The 18,084-nt window shown below is 75.1% G+C and carries 8 protein-coding genes; all 8 read left to right on the forward strand.

Annotated features, from left to right (window positions below; all coding sequences use genetic code 11):
* Positions 1-397 precede the first annotated feature (397 nt).
* Genes IGA62_RS26200 through IGA62_RS26235 form a run of 8 tightly spaced genes read left to right on the forward strand, consistent with a single transcriptional unit; the run spans position 398 to position 18,047 of the window.
* Positions 398-685: an acyl carrier protein gene (locus tag IGA62_RS26200; protein WP_222433318.1), complete on the forward strand. Its 288-nt coding sequence runs from the start codon at positions 398-400 to the stop codon at positions 683-685.
* The gene (locus IGA62_RS26205; RefSeq protein ID WP_198501120.1) at positions 682-1,851 is read left to right on the forward strand and encodes an acyl-CoA dehydrogenase family protein; all 1,170 of its coding nucleotides are present in this window, start codon (positions 682-684) and stop codon (positions 1,849-1,851) included. The genes IGA62_RS26200 and IGA62_RS26205 overlap by 4 nt, the downstream gene beginning before the upstream one ends.
* Positions 1,851-2,855: a 3-oxoacyl-ACP synthase gene (locus IGA62_RS26210; protein ID WP_145818383.1), complete on the forward strand. Its 1,005-nt coding sequence runs from the start codon at positions 1,851-1,853 to the stop codon at positions 2,853-2,855. The genes IGA62_RS26205 and IGA62_RS26210 overlap by 1 nt, the downstream gene beginning before the upstream one ends.
* Entirely contained in the window at positions 2,852-3,955 is a 1,104-nt protein-coding gene (locus tag IGA62_RS26215) for an HAD-IIIC family phosphatase (RefSeq protein ID WP_145818382.1), read from the forward strand. The genes IGA62_RS26210 and IGA62_RS26215 overlap by 4 nt, the downstream gene beginning before the upstream one ends.
* The gene (locus IGA62_RS26220; RefSeq protein WP_190289215.1) at positions 3,952-7,647 is read left to right on the forward strand and encodes a non-ribosomal peptide synthetase; all 3,696 of its coding nucleotides are present in this window, start codon (positions 3,952-3,954) and stop codon (positions 7,645-7,647) included. Before IGA62_RS26215 ends, IGA62_RS26220 begins: the two co-directional genes overlap by 4 nt.
* Positions 7,634-10,864: a non-ribosomal peptide synthetase gene (locus IGA62_RS26225; protein WP_145818379.1), complete on the forward strand. Its 3,231-nt coding sequence runs from the start codon at positions 7,634-7,636 to the stop codon at positions 10,862-10,864. Before IGA62_RS26220 ends, IGA62_RS26225 begins: the two co-directional genes overlap by 14 nt.
* Positions 10,861-17,160 carry a non-ribosomal peptide synthetase gene (locus IGA62_RS26230; RefSeq protein ID WP_186499861.1) on the forward strand — a complete coding sequence of 2,100 codons (6,300 nt, stop codon included), beginning with the start codon at positions 10,861-10,863 and terminating at the stop codon, positions 17,158-17,160. The genes IGA62_RS26225 and IGA62_RS26230 overlap by 4 nt, the downstream gene beginning before the upstream one ends.
* A complete protein-coding gene (locus tag IGA62_RS26235; protein ID WP_198501121.1) occupies positions 17,157-18,047 on the forward strand; it encodes a 3-hydroxyacyl-CoA dehydrogenase family protein in 891 nt (296 codons plus the stop codon). The genes IGA62_RS26230 and IGA62_RS26235 overlap by 4 nt, the downstream gene beginning before the upstream one ends.
* Positions 18,048-18,084: the final 37 nt, after the last annotated feature.

Genomic DNA, 18,084 nt, shown 5'->3' on the forward strand with positions numbered 1-18,084 from the left:
ACCGGAGTCGTGTGGGCATGGACCGGGGCGCTGGTGGAGCCCGTGCGCGGTGGCGGGAACGCATTCCGGCCACTGGTCCCGCAAGGCCGACCGATACGGCGCGAACCCCCTCCGCAGTGGGCTGCGGTGGGGGTTCTCTGCTGGTCGTCGGGGCTGGAAGCGGGGGAGTGGGGGTGATCTGGGCGCACTCGCGGCGCCGGATTGACGGCGGCCGGCGAAGGGGCTTAACGAAATTTCAACTTTGCATTCAGTAAAGGTGAATATCAATGTTTCCGGAATCGTACCAGTGGCTTAGGTGAAAGTCAATGCTGTTTTCGTGCTGAATCTGCGTGTACCAATGGAGGGGGTCAGCCTTAATTGTCGCCTCGCGTGTTTGGGGACTACCTTGTCACTCGAATTGGACGAGCAAGTCGCCGGTCAGCACGACCCGGAGCCGATCATCCGTGATTACCTCGAAACGGAATTCGGCGACCGGAGCCTCGGTCGCACGGACGACATCTTCACCCTGGGGTACGTGAACTCCCTGTTCGCCCTCGAACTGGTGACGTTCATTGAACGTACCTTCGCTGTCGTCCTCGAGATCGAGGACCTGGACCTGGCCAACTTCCGCAGCATCGCCAGCATGACCGACCTGGTCAACGCCAAGCGGGTGGGCCGCACCGACATCCCGGAGCCACGCCGGTGACCGGCGGCGTCCGCGTCGATCCCGGCCCCGCCCGGACGGAACCCGTACCGGGACTGGCGGAGTTCACCCGGCGGTACCGGACGGAGGCGGGGGAGTGGGACCGGGACGGCCGGCTGCCCACCGAGGTCCTCGACGCGGTGCGCCGGTACGGGTGGCTCGGTGCCGCCGTCCCGGCCGCCCACGGCGGCACGGAACTGGACGCGCCGACCTTCGGCCGGCTCTGCGCCGGGATCGGCGCGGTGTGCAGCTCGGTGCGCAGCCTCGTCACCGTGCAGTCCATGGTGGCCGACGTGATCGCCCGGCGCGGCGACGCGTCCCACCGGGACACCTGGCTGCCCCGGCTCGCCGACGGCACGGTCCTCGCCGCGCTCGCCGCCACCGAGGAGACCTCGGGCAGCGACCTGGCGGGTGTCTGCACCCGGATCGACCACACCCCGGCCGGCCTGCGGATCACCGGCCGGAAGCTCTGGGTGACCTTCGGCGAGCTGGCGCACGTCTTCCTCGTGCTGGGCGTCTCCGACGCCGGCCCCACCGCCGTGCTCGTGCCCCGGGACACCCCGGGCCTGACCGTCCACCCCGTCCGGGGACAACTCGGCCTGCGCGCCGCGATGCTGGCCGACGTCGCGCTGGACGGGGTCGTGGTGCCGGCCGGCAACCAGCTGGCGGGGGCCGGGACCGGGCTGACCCACGTGGTGGCCGCCGCGCTGGACCACGGTCGGTTCAGCGTCGCCTGGGGCTGCGTGGGCATGGCCGAGGCATGCCTGGAACTCACCGCCCGGCACGCGGTCTCCCGACGTACGCGCGCCGGCGTGCTCGCCGACCGGCAACTGGTCCGCCGGCTGGTCACCGACATGGTCGCCGCGGTCACCTCCGCCCGGCTGGTCTGCGAGGACGTCGCGCGGTGGCGGCAGACCCGCCCCCGCCCGGACCGGACCATGCTGGCCAAGTACGTCGCGGCCGGCGCGGCGGCCCGGGTCACCCGGGACGCGGTGCAGGTGCTCGGTGCCCGTGGCTGCGCGCCGGGCCACCCCGCCGAGCGGTTCTTCCGGGACGCCAAGATCATGCAGATCATCGAGGGCTCCGACGAGATCTGCCAGGACCACGTCTGCGACGCCGAGTTCCGCCGCTGGGCGCGCGCCGCGACGGCCGGGCGGGGGGCCGGGTGATGCCGCTGCACATCCGCCGGATCGCCACCTTCCTGCCGGAACGCGTGTGCCCCGTCGCCGATCTCCCCGAACTCGCCGCCGCCGGTGACGCGCAGCGGACCGCCGTGCTCCGCCTCGGCGTCGAGCGGGTGCGCGATGCCGGTGACCTCGGCGAGGTTCCGCTCGCCGCCGGGGCAGCCACCGCCGCGCTCGCCGCGACCGGCACCGACCCGGCGCAGGTCGACGTGCTGCTGCTGGTGCAGGGACGCGCCCCCGAACACCTGCTCTCCAGCGAGGCCACCCGCGTGCAGCGGCTGGTCGGCGCCACCAACGCCGTCACCCTCGGCGTCGGCGAACTGGGCTGCGTCTCCTCCTCGGCCGCCCTCGCCGTCTGCTCCGGCCTCTTCGCCGCCAACCCCGGCTGGCGCACCGGGCTGGTCACGATGGGCGCCCGGGTGGCCACGGCAGCCCGGTACCGGCCCCCGATGACCGTACTCGGCGACGGCGGACTGGCCGCGCTGGTCACGTCGTACCCGGGCGGTGGTTTCCGGCTGGTCGACCAGATCCTGACCAGCAACGGCGAGTACGCCGACCTGTTCCGGATCCGCTACCGCGACCGTCCCGCGTCCCGCTGGCAGGAGGAGTGCACCGACCCGCACACCTACTCCTTCCGGCTGGCCCTGGAGAGCCGTCGCCGGCTGGCCGACCTCAACGCCGAGCTGCTGGCCCGCAACGGACTGCGGGCCGACCAGGTGCGCTACGTGATGCAGAACCTCTCGACCGGCGCGTTCGCCTTCTGGCAGGAGGCCCTGGACGTCGAACTGCTCCCGGTCTGCGTCCGCAACCTGCGCGAGTACGGCCACCTCGGCTCCGCCGACGTGCTGCTCAACCTGGCCGGGGCGGCACCGGCGCTGCGCGCCGGGGAGAAGGTGCTGGTGATGAACAGCAGCCCGGTGGCCGCCTGGAGCTCCGCCCTGTTCGAGTACCTGCCCGACGACGAACGCAAGGAAGGAACACCACGGTGAGCCGAGCCACCGAGCCCGTCGGAGTCAAGTGCGTCATCTGGGACCTCGACGACACAGTCTGGGACGGCGTGCTGCTCGAAGGGGACGTCCCCCGGCCCCGGGCGGAGGTCGTCGACACACTGCGCACACTGGACGGACGGGGCATCCTGCACGCCGTCGCCAGCCGCGGCGACCACGACCGGGCCGTCGCGCACCTGCGTGACCTGGGGCTGCTCGACTACTTCGTCCACGTCGAGGTCGGCTGGGACGCGAAGTCCGTCGCGGTGACCCGGACCGCCGCCGCGCTCAACCTGAACCCGGACTCGTTCGCCTTCGTCGACAACGACCCGTCCGAACGCGACGAGGTGGCCGACGCCCTGCCCATGGTCCGCTGCTACCCGGACAGCGCCGCGGCCGACCTGCCCAACCGGCCGGAGTTCGTGCCGGAGCGGCTCACCGAGGAGTCCCGGCGGCGCCGCGTGATGTACCAGGCCGAACAGCGCCGTCGCGGTGACGAGGAGCGCGCCGGTGCGCACCGGGCGGAGTTCCTGGCCGGACTCGACCTGGTGATGACCGTACGCCGGGCCGGCGAGGAGGACCTGGACCGGGCCCGGGAGCTGACCGTCCGCACCCACCAGCTCAACACCACCGGGCGCACCTATTCCCTGGAGGAGCTGCGGGCGCTGTGCGCCGACCCCCGGCACGAGATCCTGGTGGCCTCGCTGACCGACCGGTACGGCTCGTACGGCACGATCGGCCTGGCGGTCAGCGAGCTGACCGGCGACGACCACGTCCTCACCCTGCTGCTGATGTCCTGCCGGGTGGTCTCCCGGGGCGCCGGCAGCGCCCTGCTGCACCACGTCGTCGCCCGGGCCCGGGCGGCCGGGCGTCGACCGTGCGCCGAGTTCATCCCGTCCAGCGTCAACCGGATCATGCTGGTGAACCTGCGCTTCGCCGGGTTCGCCCCGGCCGGCGAACGCGACGGCGTCCTGCTGCTCGCCGTCGACCCCGCCGCCGCGCCCGCCCCGGCCCCGGCCCACGTCCGCATCGTCGACGGCGACCTCGCGGAGTCGGCACCCACCGCCGTCGCCGACCCGACGCCACCGGCGGGTCGCCGATGAGCCCCCTCGACCCGACCGAGCTGGCCAGCCGGGTGCGGGCGGCCGTGGCGGCGGTGCTGCGGACGGACGCCGGCCAGATCGCCGCCGACCGCTCGCTGCGCGACCTCGGCGTGAACTCCATGCGCGCGATGCGGGTGGCGGCGCGGCTGGAGACCGGCCTCGGTGTCCCGGTGCGCCCCTGGCTGCTGCTCGAACACGACCGGATCGACACCCTGGTCGCCGCCCTCGCCGCCGAACTGGCCAGCGGAACCGACGGCACCGCCCCGGCCGGCACCGTCGCCCCTTCCGACACCGCCCCGGCCGGCACCGCCGCCCCCGCCGCGGAAGCGGGCCCGGCAACGCCGCCCGTCCCCGCCGGGTCGTCGTCGGGGCCCCCGGCCCGCCCGCTGTCGCACGCCGAGCAGACCCAGTGGTACCTGGCCTGGTCACAGCCGCACTCCACGCGGTACGTCTTCTCCGGCGGGCTACGGCTCTGCGGCGATCTCCGCGTCGACGCCCTGCGCGCTGCTTTCCAGGCCGTCGTCGAGCGCCACGAACCACTGCGGACCAGCTACCGGATCGACGCCGACGGGATGCCCCGCGCCGTGCCGGTCGCACCGTGGCGCTTCCCGCTGCCGGTGACCGACCTGCGCACCGTCGCCGACCCGGCCGCCGAGGTCGAGGCGGCGGTACGCGACGAACGGGACACCCCGTTCGACCTCACCAGTGGCCGGCTGCTGCGGGCCCGACTGCTGCGCACCGCCGCCGACGAACACGTGCTGCTGCTGGCCGCCCACCACATCGCCTTCGACGGCTGGTCGCTCGGTCTGCTCTTCCGCGCGCTCGGCACCGGTTACCGGGCGGCGACCGGCGTGCCCGTCCCCGCCCCCGCATCCGACGCTGTCGCCGGAGCGCCCGGCTACTGGGACTACGTCGAGTTCCAGGCGGCCACCTGGCGACGGGACCACCGGGCCCGCCTGGACTGGTGGCGCGGCCAGCTCGCCGACGCCCGGACGGTGCTCGACGTGCCGGGCGACCTGCCCGGCGGCTCCGGGCCGGACGGACCGGGGGAGGTCCTGCGGTTCACCGTGGCACCCGACCTGACCGTCGGGGTACGCGAACTCTGCCGCACCAGCGGGGTCACCCTGTTCGTCGCCCTGGCCACCGCCTACGCGACCGTCCTGCACCACCGCACCGGCCAGGACGACCTGCTGCTCGGCACCCCGCTGACCCACCGTCCCCGCCCGGCGTTCCACCACCTGGTCGGGATGTTCGTCAACACCGTCGTGCTGCGCGCCCGGTTCGCGCCGGACACCACCTTCCGGGACCTGCTCGCGCAGTCCCGCAGCCGGGTGCTCGGTGCCCTGGAGCACCAGGACGTCCCGCTCAACGCGATCATCGAGGCGGCCGGCGCGGTCCGCGACCCGGACCGCAACCCGCTGGTCCAGGTGATGTTCGACCTGCACTCGTTCCCCCCGGACGAGCTGTCGCTGCCCGGGGTCGAGGTCCGCGCCCTCGACGGCGGCCCGGTGGGTCTGCACCGGTTCGAGACGCCCGGCCGGGAGGCGAAGTTCGACCTCACCCTCACCGCCGAGGACGGCGGCGAGGTGCTGCTGGGCGCGCTGGAGTACCGCACCGACCGGTACTCGGCGGACTGGGCGCGGCGCTTCGCCGACGACCTGACCACCCTGCTCGCCCAGGTGGTGGCCGACCCCGACCGACCGGTCCGCGACCTCGCCGCCGCCCGCGCCGGGGACTCGGTCGCCCACGGGCCGGCGCTGACCGTGCCGGCGGTCACCGTGCCCGACCTCGTCGCCGAACACGCCCGGACCCGACCGGACGCGGTCGCGGTGGTCGACCGGGGCCGCCGGACGACCTACGCCGCGCTGGACCGGGCGGCCGACGGGCTGGCCGCGCGGCTGCGCGCCGCCGGGGTCGGCCCGGAGAGCATCGTGGGGGTGCTCGCCGAACGTTCCACCGACCTGGTCGTCGACCTGCTGGCCGTGCTCAAGGCGGGCGGCGCCTACCTGCTCCTCGAACCCCGGCACCCGCAGCGGCGGTGGCGGACCATGCTGCGCGACGGTGACGCGCGGCTGCTGCTGACCCGGTCCCACCTGGCGGCCCGCCTCACCGGCCCGTGGCACCCCGACACCGTCGAACGCGTCCTCGACGCCCCGGACACCGACCGCCGGCTGCTCCGCGCGAACCCTGGACCGTCCCCGGTGCGGTCCGGCCCGGCGGGACCGGACAACACCGCCTACCTGCTGTTCACCTCCGGCTCCACCGGCACCCCGAAGGGCGCCGCGGTCAGCCACCGGGCACTGGTCAACGCCCACCTCGGCTGGCAGCGCCGCTACCGGCTCGGGCCGGACACGGCGGTCGCCCAGCTCGCCGGCCCCGCCTTCGACGTGTTCAGCGGGGAACTGGTCCGCGCGCTCTGCTCCGGCGGCCGGCTGGTGATCGTCCCCGACGAGGACGTCGTCGACCCGGTGCGCCTGCACGAGCTGCTGTGCCGGGAACGGGTGACCACCGCCGAGTTCGTCCCGTCGGTGCTGCGCCCGCTGCTCGACCACGGCGCGCCCCTGCCCAGCATGCGGCTGCTCGCCCTCGGGGTGGAGCCGTGGACGGCAGCCGACCACCACCTGCTGCTGCGTCTGCTGCCGCCCGGGACCGAGGTGGTCAACACCTACGGCGTCACCGAGGCGACCGTCGACTCCACCATCGGCGCGCTGCCGACCAGCGGTCCCGAGCTGACCGGCACCGCGTCGGCGTACCGGTGGCCGGTCGGTCCGCCGATGCCCAACACGTCGGTCTACGTGCTCGACCACCGGCTGCGGCCGGTCCCGGTCGGCCAGCCCGGCGAGGTGTGGATCGGCGGGGCGGGAGTCGCCCAGGGTTACCGGGGCCGGCCCGGCCACACCGCCGACCGGTTCCGACCCGACCCGTACGCCGCCGTGCCGGGCAGCCGGATGTACCGCACCGGGGACCGGGGCCGGATGTCGCCCGACGGTCAGCTCGTGCTGCTCGGCCGGGTGGACCGGCAGGTCAAGGTACGCGGCATCCGGGTGGATCCGGAGGAGGTCGAGGCGGTGCTCGGCGCCGCCCCCGGGGTGCGCCGGGCCGTGGTCACCGTGGCCGCCGACGGCCCGGGTGCGGGTCTCACCGCCTACCTGGTCCGGGAGCCCGGAACCACCCCGGACCTGCGGGCCGTCGCCACCCACGCCGCCCGGACCCTGCCGCAGGCGGTCTGCCCGGTGCGGTACGCGGTCCTGGACCGACCCCCGCTCACCGCTAACGGCAAGATCGACTTTGCCGCGTTGGCGACCGTCCCCACCGGGCCGGTCGGCCGGGACCGACCCGTCGACCGTCCGACGACGGCCACCGAGCGACAGGTCGCCGCCCTCTGCGCGGAGGTCCTCGGCGTCGACGAGGTCGGCACCCGCGTCGACTTTTTCGAGCTGGGCGGCCACTCGCTGCTGCTGGCCCGGCTCGTCGGCCTGGTCCGCGACCGGTTCGCCGTCGACCTGCCGGTCCGGGAGGTGCTGCTCGACCCGACGGTCGCCACGATCGCCGCCCTGGTCGACGCCGGCCCGGCACGCGGCGAGCCGGGCCGCGTTGACGCCCCGACCGCCCGACGGGTCCGCGTCCGGGCCGCCGTCGGCGCCGACTCCACCCTGCGAGTACGACGAGGTGGTACCGATGTCCGAAGCTGACCGGCTCACCGAGCTGGACGCCAGCCTGCTCCCGGCGACCGCCGCGCAGGAGCGGCTCTGGCTGGCCGAGCGGTTCGCCGACGACCACGCCGTCTACCCGGTGCCGGTGCGGGTCGACCTGCGCGGCCCGCTGGACGTGTCCGCCCTGCGGGCCGCCCTCGCCCGCTGCGTGGCCCGGCACGAGGCGCTGCGCACCGGATTCGACACCGCCGACGGTCGACCGCACCAGGTGATCGTCGACCCGCCCGGCCCGCCGGTCCCCGTCCCCGTCACCGACCTGCGCCACCTGCCACCGCGGCAGCGGGCGGAGCGGGCCCGGGAGTTGGCCGACGCGCAGCACCGCCGGCCCTTCACGCCCACCGAACTGCCCCTGCTGCGGGCCCGCCTGCTGACGCTCGACACCCGACACCACGAACTCTGCCTCACCGTGCACCACACCGTCTGTGACGGCGCCTCCGTCGAGCAGCTCGTCGACGAACTGCTCACCGAGTACGCCTCGGCCGTCGCCGGCACCCCCACCCCGGTGCCGGAACCTCCGGTCGGGCTGGCCGAGTGGACCGAACGTCGGCTCGCCCTGGCCGCCTCGCCCGCCGCGCGCGTCGACCTGGACCACTGGCGACGCCGCCTGGCCGGGGTACCGCCGGTGCTGGAACTGCCCACCGACCGGCCCCGACCGCGCACCGCGCCGGGCCGGTCGGGGGTGCACCGGTTCACCGTCGGGCCCCCGCTGCTGCCCCGGCTGCGTGAGCTGAGCCGGGACTGCGGGGTGAGCCTGTTCGGTGCCCTGCTCGGCGGGCTGGCGGCGCTGCTGCACCGCTACACCCGGCAGCCGGACCTCTGCGTCGGTGTGCCCGTCACCCTGCGCGATGCCCCGGACCTGCACCGTACGCTGGGGCCGCTGCTCAACACCGTCGCCGTACGGCTGACCGCCACGCCGTCCACCACCACCCGGGAACTGCTCACCGCCACCGGGCGCGCGGTCCGCGAGGCGATGGCCCACGGCGCCGTCCCGTTCGAGCACGTGGTCGACGCCCTGGACCTGCCGGGCGTACCCGGGGTCACCCCGCTGTTCCAGGTGATGTTCTCCCACGAGCGGGTCGGCACCCGCCGCTGGCGGTTCGGCGACCTGACCGCCACCGCCGAGATCCTGGCCTACCCGTTCGCCCGTACCGACCTGGTCGTCGCGGTCGAGGAGTCCGACACCCGGCTGGACGCCCGGTTGGAGTACCGCGCGGACATTTTCGACGCCGCGCGGATGGCCCGGCTCGCCGGCCACTACACCACCCTGCTCGACGCCGCCGCCCGGGAACCGGACCGGCCGGTCGCCGCCCTGCCGCTGCTGACCGCCGGGGAACGCGCGCTGGTCCTGGAACGCTGGAACGACACCGCCGTGCCGTTCCCCGACTCGGCCACCGTGGCCGAGCTCTTCGCCGAGCAGGTACGCCGCGCCCCCGACGCCCCGGCCATCCACAGCAACGGCGTGGTGATCAGCTACCGGGAGTTGAACCGGCGGGCCAACCGGATCGCCGCCGCCCTGACCGACCTCGGCGTCGGCCCGGAGGTGGTGGTCGGCGTCTGCCTGCCCCGCTCGGTCGACGCGGTCGCCGCGCTGCTCGGCGTGCTCAAGGCCGGGGGCGGCTACCTGCCGCTGGACCCCGGCCACCCACCCCGGCGACTGGCCGCGCTCGTCGACGACGTCGCCGCCGCGGTGGTGCTCACCAACCGCACGTACGCCGACCGGGTCGCCGGTGCCGGCGTACGGCTGCTCCGGCTCGACGACCCGGCCACCGGACTCGACCGGTACCCGGCCGACGACCCGCCCCGACGTGGCGGCCCGGAGAACCTGGCGTACGTCATCCACACCTCCGGCTCCACCGGCACCCCCAACGGGGTCGCCGTCGCCCAGCGTGCCCTGGTCGCCCGGGTCCGCGAGGTGACCTACGGCCAGTTCGGCCCCGGCCAGACGGTGCTGCACCTCGCCTCGCTGGCGTTCGACGCCTCCGTCACCGAGGTGTGGGCGCCGTTGCTCAACGGTGGGGCGCTCGCCGTCCCGGCCCCCGACCAACCCTTCCTCGACCAGGTACGGGAGGGGATCACCCGCAACCCGGTGACCGTGGTGCAACTGGTCTCGCCGCAGCTGCCCCTGGTCCTCGACGCGGCACCGGAACTGCTCGACGGCGTCGAGCGGGTCCTCGTCGGCGGCGACCTGATGTCGCCCCGGCACGCCGCCGCGCTGCTGGCCCGGCACGATCCGCGCCGGTTCACCTTCATCCACCTCTACGGCCCGACCGAGTGCACCCTGATGGCGACGTGCGAGCGGGTCACCCAGGTCGACCCGGACGCGCCCTCGGTGCCGGTCGGCCGGCCGCTGCCCAACACCCGGGTGTACGTGCTCTCACCCGATTTGGTCCCGGTGCCGGTCGGGGTGCCCGGCGAGGTGGTCATCGCCGGTGCCGGCCTGGCCCGGGGCTACCTGGGCCGGCCGGCCGCCACCGCCCGGCGGTTCCGGCCGGACCCGTTCGGCCCGCCGGGCAGCCGGATGTACCGCACCGGGGACCTGGGCCGGTTCCTGCCCGACGGTCGGATCGAGTTCCTCGGCCGGATCGACCGGCAGGTCAAGATCCGGGGGTTCCGGATCGAGACCGGCGAGGTCGAGGCGGCGCTGGCCGGCCACCCGGCGGTCGCCGAGGCGGTCGTCACCGTCCGCGACGACCTGCCCGGCGGTCGAGGGCTCGCCGGCTACCTGGTGCCGGCCGACCCGGCCGCGCCCCCGGACCCCGACACGCTCCGCGACCACCTCCGCGCGATCCTGCCCGGCCACATGGTGCCGGCCGGTTTCGTGGTGCTGCCCCGGCTGCCGCTGACCGGCAACGGAAAGGTCGACCGGGCGGCGCTGCCGCCGGTCGAGCTGACCGTCGAACCGGTGGACCGGTCCGCCCGCACACCGGTGGAACGGCAGCTCGCCCGGCTGTGGGCCGAGGCGCTGGAGGTGCCCGACGTGCCCACCGGCGCGGACTTCTTCGACATCGGCGGCAACTCGCTCCGCATCACCAGGCTCTTCGACCTGATCGAGGCGACCTGGCCCGGCCGGCTCCGGCTGGCCGAACTGCTCGAACTGGGCACCGTGCGACGTCAGGCACGGGTGCTGCGGGACCGGATCGGCCCGGCCGCCGCCACGGCGGTCGCGGCGTCGGACGTGAGAGGGGACGGCTCGTGACCGGGGAGGACATCGCGATCATCGGAGCCGCCGTGCGGTTCCCCGACGCGCCGGACCTGGCCGGTTTCCGGTCGGTCCTGGCCAAGGGGCGCGACTGCGTCCGACCGTTGCCGCCAGCGCGGATCGCCGCCTGCGGGCTCGACCCCGCCGCCGGGTATCCGCAGGCGGCGTACCTGGACCGGATCGACCTGTTCGACCACCGGTTCTTCGGCCTCTCCCGCCGGGAGGCCGAGGCGATGGACCCGCACCACCGGCTGACCCTGCAACTGGCCTGGCACGCCGTCGAGGACGCCGGATACCGGCCGGAGCCGCTGCGGGAGGTGCCCACCGCGGTCTTCCTCAGCGCCCCGAGCACCGACTGGGCCCACCTGGTGGCCGAACCGGACACCCTCGACCTGCTCGGCGGCAACCCGGCGGCGGTCGCCGGCCGGATCTCCTACCTGCTCGGCCTGACCGGCACCTCGGTGACGGTGAACTCCGGCTGCAACGGCTCGCTCGTCGCGGTGCACCAGGCGTGCCAGGAACTGCGTACCGGTGCGGCCCGGTACGCGCTGGCCGGCGGCCTCAGCGTGAAGACCGCCCACCCGACCGACGGGTTCCTGGAGCGCTACCCGGAGATCATGTCGCCGGGCGCCCGGTCCCGGGCCTTCGACCGGGACGCCGACGGCACCGGCGACGGCGAGGGGGGCGCGGTCCTGCTGCTGACCACCCTGTCCCGTGCCCTTGCCGCCGGCGACCACGTGTACGCGGTGATCCGGGGCAGCGCGGTACGGCACAACGGCACCCGGTCGGCCACGCTGACCGCCCCGAGCGCCCGCGCCCAGGCCGAGACCATCCGCGCCGCCTGGCGGGGGGCCGGTCTCGACCCGGCCGACGCGGGATACCTGGAGGCGCACGGCTCCGGCACCCGCCTCGGCGACGCGGTGGAGATCGAGGGGATCCGCCTGGCCCGGCCGGACGCCACCGCCCCGGTGCCCATCGGTTCGGTGAAGACCAACATCGGCCACGTCGACCACGCCGCCGGCATCGCCGGACTGGTCAAGGTGATGCTCGGCCTGCACCACCGCGAGCTGTACCCCTCTCTGCACTTCACCGCCCCACCCCCCGGAGTGGACCACGCCGCCGCCCGGGTCGAGGTGGTGACCACCGCCCGCCCGTGGCCCGCCCCGGCGCACGGTTCCCGCGCCGGCGGGGTCAGCTCGGTCAGCCTGGTCGGCGTCAACGCGCACTGTGTGCTCGCCGAGGCGCCGCCGTCGGACCCGTCGCCACCTGCCGACGACGACGCCCCACGACTGGTGACGGTCAGCGCCGCCAGCCCGGCCGCGCTCGCCGCCTACTGCCAGCGCCTCGGCGTCGCCGTCGCCGAGGCCGACGCGCCCCTGCCCGACGTGGCCCGCGTGCTCAACGAGGGCCGGGTCGACCTGACCTACCGCACCGCGTTCCTCGCCACCGACCGCGCCGGCCTGGCCGCCCAACTGACCGAGCGGGCGTCGGTGCTGCGCACCCTGCCGCCCGCGCCGGCCCTGGTCGCCCCCACCGTCGTCGGCGTCCACGACGGTCCGCCGACGGCGGAGCTGACGGCGCTGGGCGTACGCCCGGACCGGACGGTGGACTCCGGCGACGAGGTCGCCACCGGGGTCGGGCTGGCCCGCCTGGTCGAGGAGCTGACCGCCGAGGGACCGGTGGTCTTCGTCGACGTCGGCTGCGGCGAGCAGCTGCTCGGCGCGGTCCGGGCGCTGACCCGGGGCCGCGACGACGTGGTCACCGTGTCGGTGCCACCCGGCCCCGGCGGGGCGCTGCGCGCGGTGGCCGACCTCTACCAGCACGGCGTCACCGTGGACTGGGCCGTCCACCACCGCACCTGCGGCCCGGACACGTCGTTCCGGCGGCTCAGCCTGCCCGGCTACCCGTTCGACGAGGAGCCCTGCTGGTTGCCCGCCGCCCGGCTGCGCCGTACCGACCCGACGCCGGGCGCGGTGGCCGGCGGTGCGGTGGCTGGCGGCGCGGCGGCGGGCGGTGCGACGGCCGGCGAGGAGCCAGCACCCACCCGGCCGGACGGCGTCGCGACCGCCGTCCGGGAGGTCTGGGCGGAGGTGCTGCGCACCGAGGTGCCCGCCGACGCCAACTACTTCGGCCTGGGCGGCAACTCCATCACCGCACTGGAGATCATCGACGGGATCGAACGGCGCACCGGCGTCCGGCTGAAGCTGCTCGACCTCTACGAGTGCCCCCGTCCCGAGGACCTCGCCGAACTAATCAGCCGGCGGTCGCGGCCGGCGGTGGAGTCCGGCGAGGTGATCACCCGGACCGGGGAGCTGGTGCTGTCGTACGGGCAGGAGCGGCTCTGGTTCCACCACCAGCTCGCCCCGGACAGCCCGCTCTACAACATCCCGACCACCTTCGAACTGCTCGGCCCGCTCGACGTACCCGCGCTCCGCGCCGCCCTGGACGACTTCGCCGACCGGCACGAGACCCTGCGGTCCCGGATCCCCACCCGGGACGGCCGGCCGTACCTGGTCGTCGACGAGCGGATCCCCGACCTGCTCCGCGAGGTCGACCTCACCGACCGTCCGGACCCGCACGCCGCCGCGGCGGCGCTGGTGGCCGACGAGGCCCTGGTGCCGTTCGACCTGGCGGCCGGGCCGCTGTTCCGCGCCCTGCTGGTCCGCGTCGCCCCCGAGGAGCACCTGCTCTTCCTGAACGTGCACCACGCGGTGGACGACGGGTGGAGCCCGGCCATTCTCGACACCGAACTCTCCGCCATGTACACCGCCCGCCGGCAGGGCCGGGCCGCCCGGCTGGAGCCGCTGCCGATCCGCTACCGCGACTACGCGGCCTGGCAGCGCCGCCGGATGACCGGGGCGGTGCTGGCCGCCGAACTCGACCACTGGCGACGGCGGCTGGCCGACCCGCCGGTGCTGGACCTGCCCACCGACCGGCCCCGGCCGGCCAACCGGAGCTTCACCGGCGACCTGATCCGGTTCACCATCCCCGCCGACCTGGCCGACCGGCTGCGCGCGGTGGGCCAGCGCACCTCCACCACCACCTTCACCGTGGTGCTCAGCGCGATCCAGGCGCTGCTCGCCCGGTACAGCGGTCAGCGGGACATCGTCGTCGGCACGCCCACCGCGGGCCGGTCCCGGCCGGAGACCCGGGGCATCGTCGGGTTCTTCAACAACTCGGTGGCGCTGCGCGGCGATCTCTCCGGTGACCCGACCTTCGTCGAGCTGCTGCACCGCAACCGGCAGGTGGTGGTGGAGGCCCTCGAACACGACGACGTGCCGTTCGAGAAGGTCGTGGAGGCCCTCGCGCCGGCCCGCGACGGCGGGCGCAACCCGCTGTTCGACGTGATGTACGTCCACCAGACCCTGCCCGCCCTCGGCACCCGCCTGCCCGACCTGCGGATGCGGATGTACGACGACGTGCCCGGCACCACCGCCACCAACGGTCTCGCCCCGGGGATGGCCAAGTTCGACCTGACCTTCTTCGTCTGGGACCGGGAGGGCTTCACCGACCTGCCCGCCGGCATCGAGTTCAGCGCCGAACTGTTCGACCGGGCCAGCGTCGAGCAGATGGCCCGGCACCTGCTGCGGATCCTCGACGAGCTGACCCGCGACCCGCAGGCGCCGGTCCGGGCGGCGCTGGTCGACCGGCTCGGCGCCGACGACCTGCGCGGACCCGCCCTGCCCGAGGTCACCGACCCGGCGCCGACCCTGCACGGGCTGGTCGCCCGACGGACCCGGACGGCACCGGACGACCCCGCCCTGGAGTCGGCCGAGGGCACGCTGACCTACCGGGAGCTGCACGAGCGGTTCACCGCGACCGCCGCCGAGCTGCGCCGACGCGGCGTGCGGCGCGGTGACCTGGTCGCCGTCGCGCTGCCCCGCTCGGCTGCCCTGGTCACCACGATGCTCGGGGTGCTGGCCGCCGGTGCGGTGTTCCTGCCCCTGGACCCGGACCACCCCACCGACCGGCTCGCCTTCCAGCTCACCGACTCCGGTGCCGCCGCCCTGGTCGCCGCCGACCCGGTGCCGGTACCGCCGGCCTGGCGGGGGATCCGGGTAGCCCCGGAGGACCTCGCCGCACCGGCGGTCGCGGACGGCCACGCGACCGTGCCAGCGGTCGCGGGCGGACAGCCCCCCGTGCCGGCGGGACCCGACGGACCAGACGGACCAGACGGGCACGACGACGACCGCTCCGTCGGTCCGGCCGACGCCGCGTATGCGATCTACACCTCGGGCTCGACCGGTCGCCCCAAGGCCGTCCTGGTGGCGCACACGGGCGCGGTGACCTTCGTCCGGGGCGCCGTCGAGGCGCTCGACCTGGGCCGGGACACCCGGATGCTCCAGTTCGCCTCCAGCACCTTCGACGCCGCCGTCTACGAACTGTTCACCACCCTGGCCGCCGGCGGGACGGTCGTGCTCGCCCCGCCCGGCCGCCTGCTGGTCGGCCGGGACCTGGCCGACTTCCTGGTCACCCACCGGATCGGCGCCGCCCTGCTGCCGCCGTCCGTGCTGGCGTCCCTGCCCGACAGCCCGCTGCCCGACCTGCGGCTGCTCGTCGCGGGAGCCGAGCCGCTCAGCGCCGACCTGGTGGCCCGGTTCGCACCGGGACGACGCATGGTCAACGCGTACGGCCCCACCGAGGGCTCGGTGTCGGTCACCCTCGCCGAGTGCGTCGCCGACGGTCGCCGGCCCACCATCGGCCGGCCGCTGCCCGGGACCCGGCTGCGGGTGCTCGACGAGGCCGGCCGGCCGGTGCCCCCGGGCGTTCCCGGCGAGCTGTACGTCTGCGGGGCGAACGTGGCCCACGGCTACCTCGGCCGGGCCGCGCTGACCGCGCAGCGGTTCGTCGTCGACCCGACCGGCCACGGTGACCGGATGTACCGCACCGGCGACCGGGTCCGGCTGCTGCCCGACGGCCGGCTGGACTTCCTCGGCCGCACCGACGACCAGGTCAAGCACCGGGGATACCGGATCGAGCTGGGGGAGATCGAGGCGGCCCTGCGGGAACACCCCGCCGTGCCGGAGGCCGCCGTCGCCCTGCACCACGACGACACCGGCGGACGACTCGTCGCCTACCTGGTCGACCCCGGTGCGGACTGGTCGGAGATCCGGGCCTGGCTGGCCGAGCGGCTCCCCGGCCACCTGGTGCCGGCCACCGCCGTGCCGATTCCCCGGTTGCCCCTGCTGGCCAGCGGCAAGGTCGACCGGCGGGCGCTGCCGGCCCCGCCCCGCCCGGCCGCTCCCGTCGCCGACCACGACGACCTGACGGCGACGGTGGTCGACCTCTTCGCGGAGGTGCTCGGCCTCGCCGACGTCGGTGTCGACGACAACTTCTTCGACCGGGGCGGCCACTCGCTGCTCGCCGCGCACCTGGCCAGCCGGCTGGAGGCGGTCACCGGCAGCCGGCTGCCCCTGGCGGTGCTCTTCGAGCGGGCCACGCCGGCGGGACTCGCCGACGCGCTGCGCCACGTCGACCGGTACGTGCACCGCAGCCTGGTGCCGATCCGGCCCGACGGCGGCCGGCCCCCGCTGTTCCTGGTGCACCCCTCCGGCGGCAACGTGCTCTGCTACCAGCCGCTGACCCGGCACCTCGACGCCGACCAACCGCTGTACGGGTTCCAGTCCCACGGACTCGGGCCGGGGCACGAGCCGGACCGGACCGTCCCCGAGATGGCCGCCCGGTACCTGGCGCAGCTGCGCGCCCTGGTGCCGCACGGCCCGTACCGGATCGGCGGGTGGTCGTTCGGAGGACTGGTCGCCTTCGAGATGGCGGCGCAGCTCACCCGGCAGGGGGAACGGGTCGAGCTGCTGGCACTCATCGACGTCGACCTCACCGAGGAGGCCCCGGCCGCCCCGGACGACGACGCCGAGCTGCTCTTCCTCGGGGTGCGCCCGTTCGCCACGGAGGACGAACTGGCCGCCCTCGCCGACCCGGTCCGCCCGCCCGTCGCCGAGTCCCTGCGGATCGCCGCCCGGGTGGGCCTGCTGCCGGCCGGGATGGGACCGGCGGAGTTGAGCCGGTTCCTGCGCCTCCTGCGGGTCAACGCCGAAGCCGTCCGGCGGTGGCGGCCACAACCGGTCCGCGGCGACGTGCTGCTGCTGCGGGCCCGGCAGGGACGGCTGGACCGGACCGGCGTGGCGGCGCTGACCGCCCTGGTGGACGGCCGGACCAGCGTCGCCGACGTGCCCGGCGACCACCACACCGTGCTCACCGGCCACCCGGAGGCGGTGGCCGCCGCGCTGGCCGGACGCTTGTCCGGCCCCGACACCGGAAGGCAGGAACGGTCGTGACCCCACCGACAACCGTGCGGAGGACCGCCGGGATCGTGGGCGCCGGCACCATGGGAACCGGCGTCGCCCAGTGTCTCGTCGAGGCGGGTTACCGGGTGGTGGTGTACGACCCGGTGCCCGGAGCCCTCGACGACGGCCGCTCGCGGCTGGCGGCCGGGCTGCGTACCCGCGCGCTGCTGCGACCCGGTCCGCGCACCGAGCCGGCGCAGGTCGCCGAGCGGATGTGCTGGACCGCGACGCCCGAGCCGCTGGCCGAGGCGGAGTTCGTGATCGAGTGCGGCCCGGAGCGGGTCGGGGTGAAGCGGGACATCCTGACCATGCTCGACGCGACCTGCGCGGCCACCACGGTGATCGCCTCGAACACCTCGGCCATCCCGATCACCCGCATCGCCGGCTGGATCCGGCATCCGGAACGGGTGCTCGGCATGCACTTCATGAACCCGGCACCCCTGAAGGACACCGTCGAGGTGATCCGGGCCCTGCACACCAGCGACGAGACCATCGCCGCGGCCCGGGAGCTGCTGGCCGCCATGGGCAAGCACGCCGTACTGGTCGCCGACGCCGCCGGGTTCGTCTCCAACCGGGTGCTGATGCTCACCGTCAACGAGGCCGCGTTCCTGGTGCACGAGCGCACCGCGCCGGCCCGCGAGGTCGACGAGGTCTTCCGCCGCTGCTTCGGTCACCCGATGGGACCGCTGGAGACCGCCGACCTGATCGGTCTCGACGTCATCCTGGACTCCCTCGACGTGCTCTACGAGCACTACCGCGATCCGAAGTTCCGGCCCTGCCCGCTGCTGGCGCAGCTCGTCTACGCCGGCCACCACGGACGCAAGTCCGGCCGGGGCTTCCACACCTACCGGGCCGCCGCGGGCAGCCGCCCGGGGTGACCACCGCACCTGACGGCGGTCACCGGCGCGGTCGCGT

Source organism: Micromonospora sagamiensis (assembly GCF_014680085.1).
Lineage (GTDB): Bacteria > Actinomycetota > Actinomycetes > Mycobacteriales > Micromonosporaceae > Micromonospora > Micromonospora inyonensis.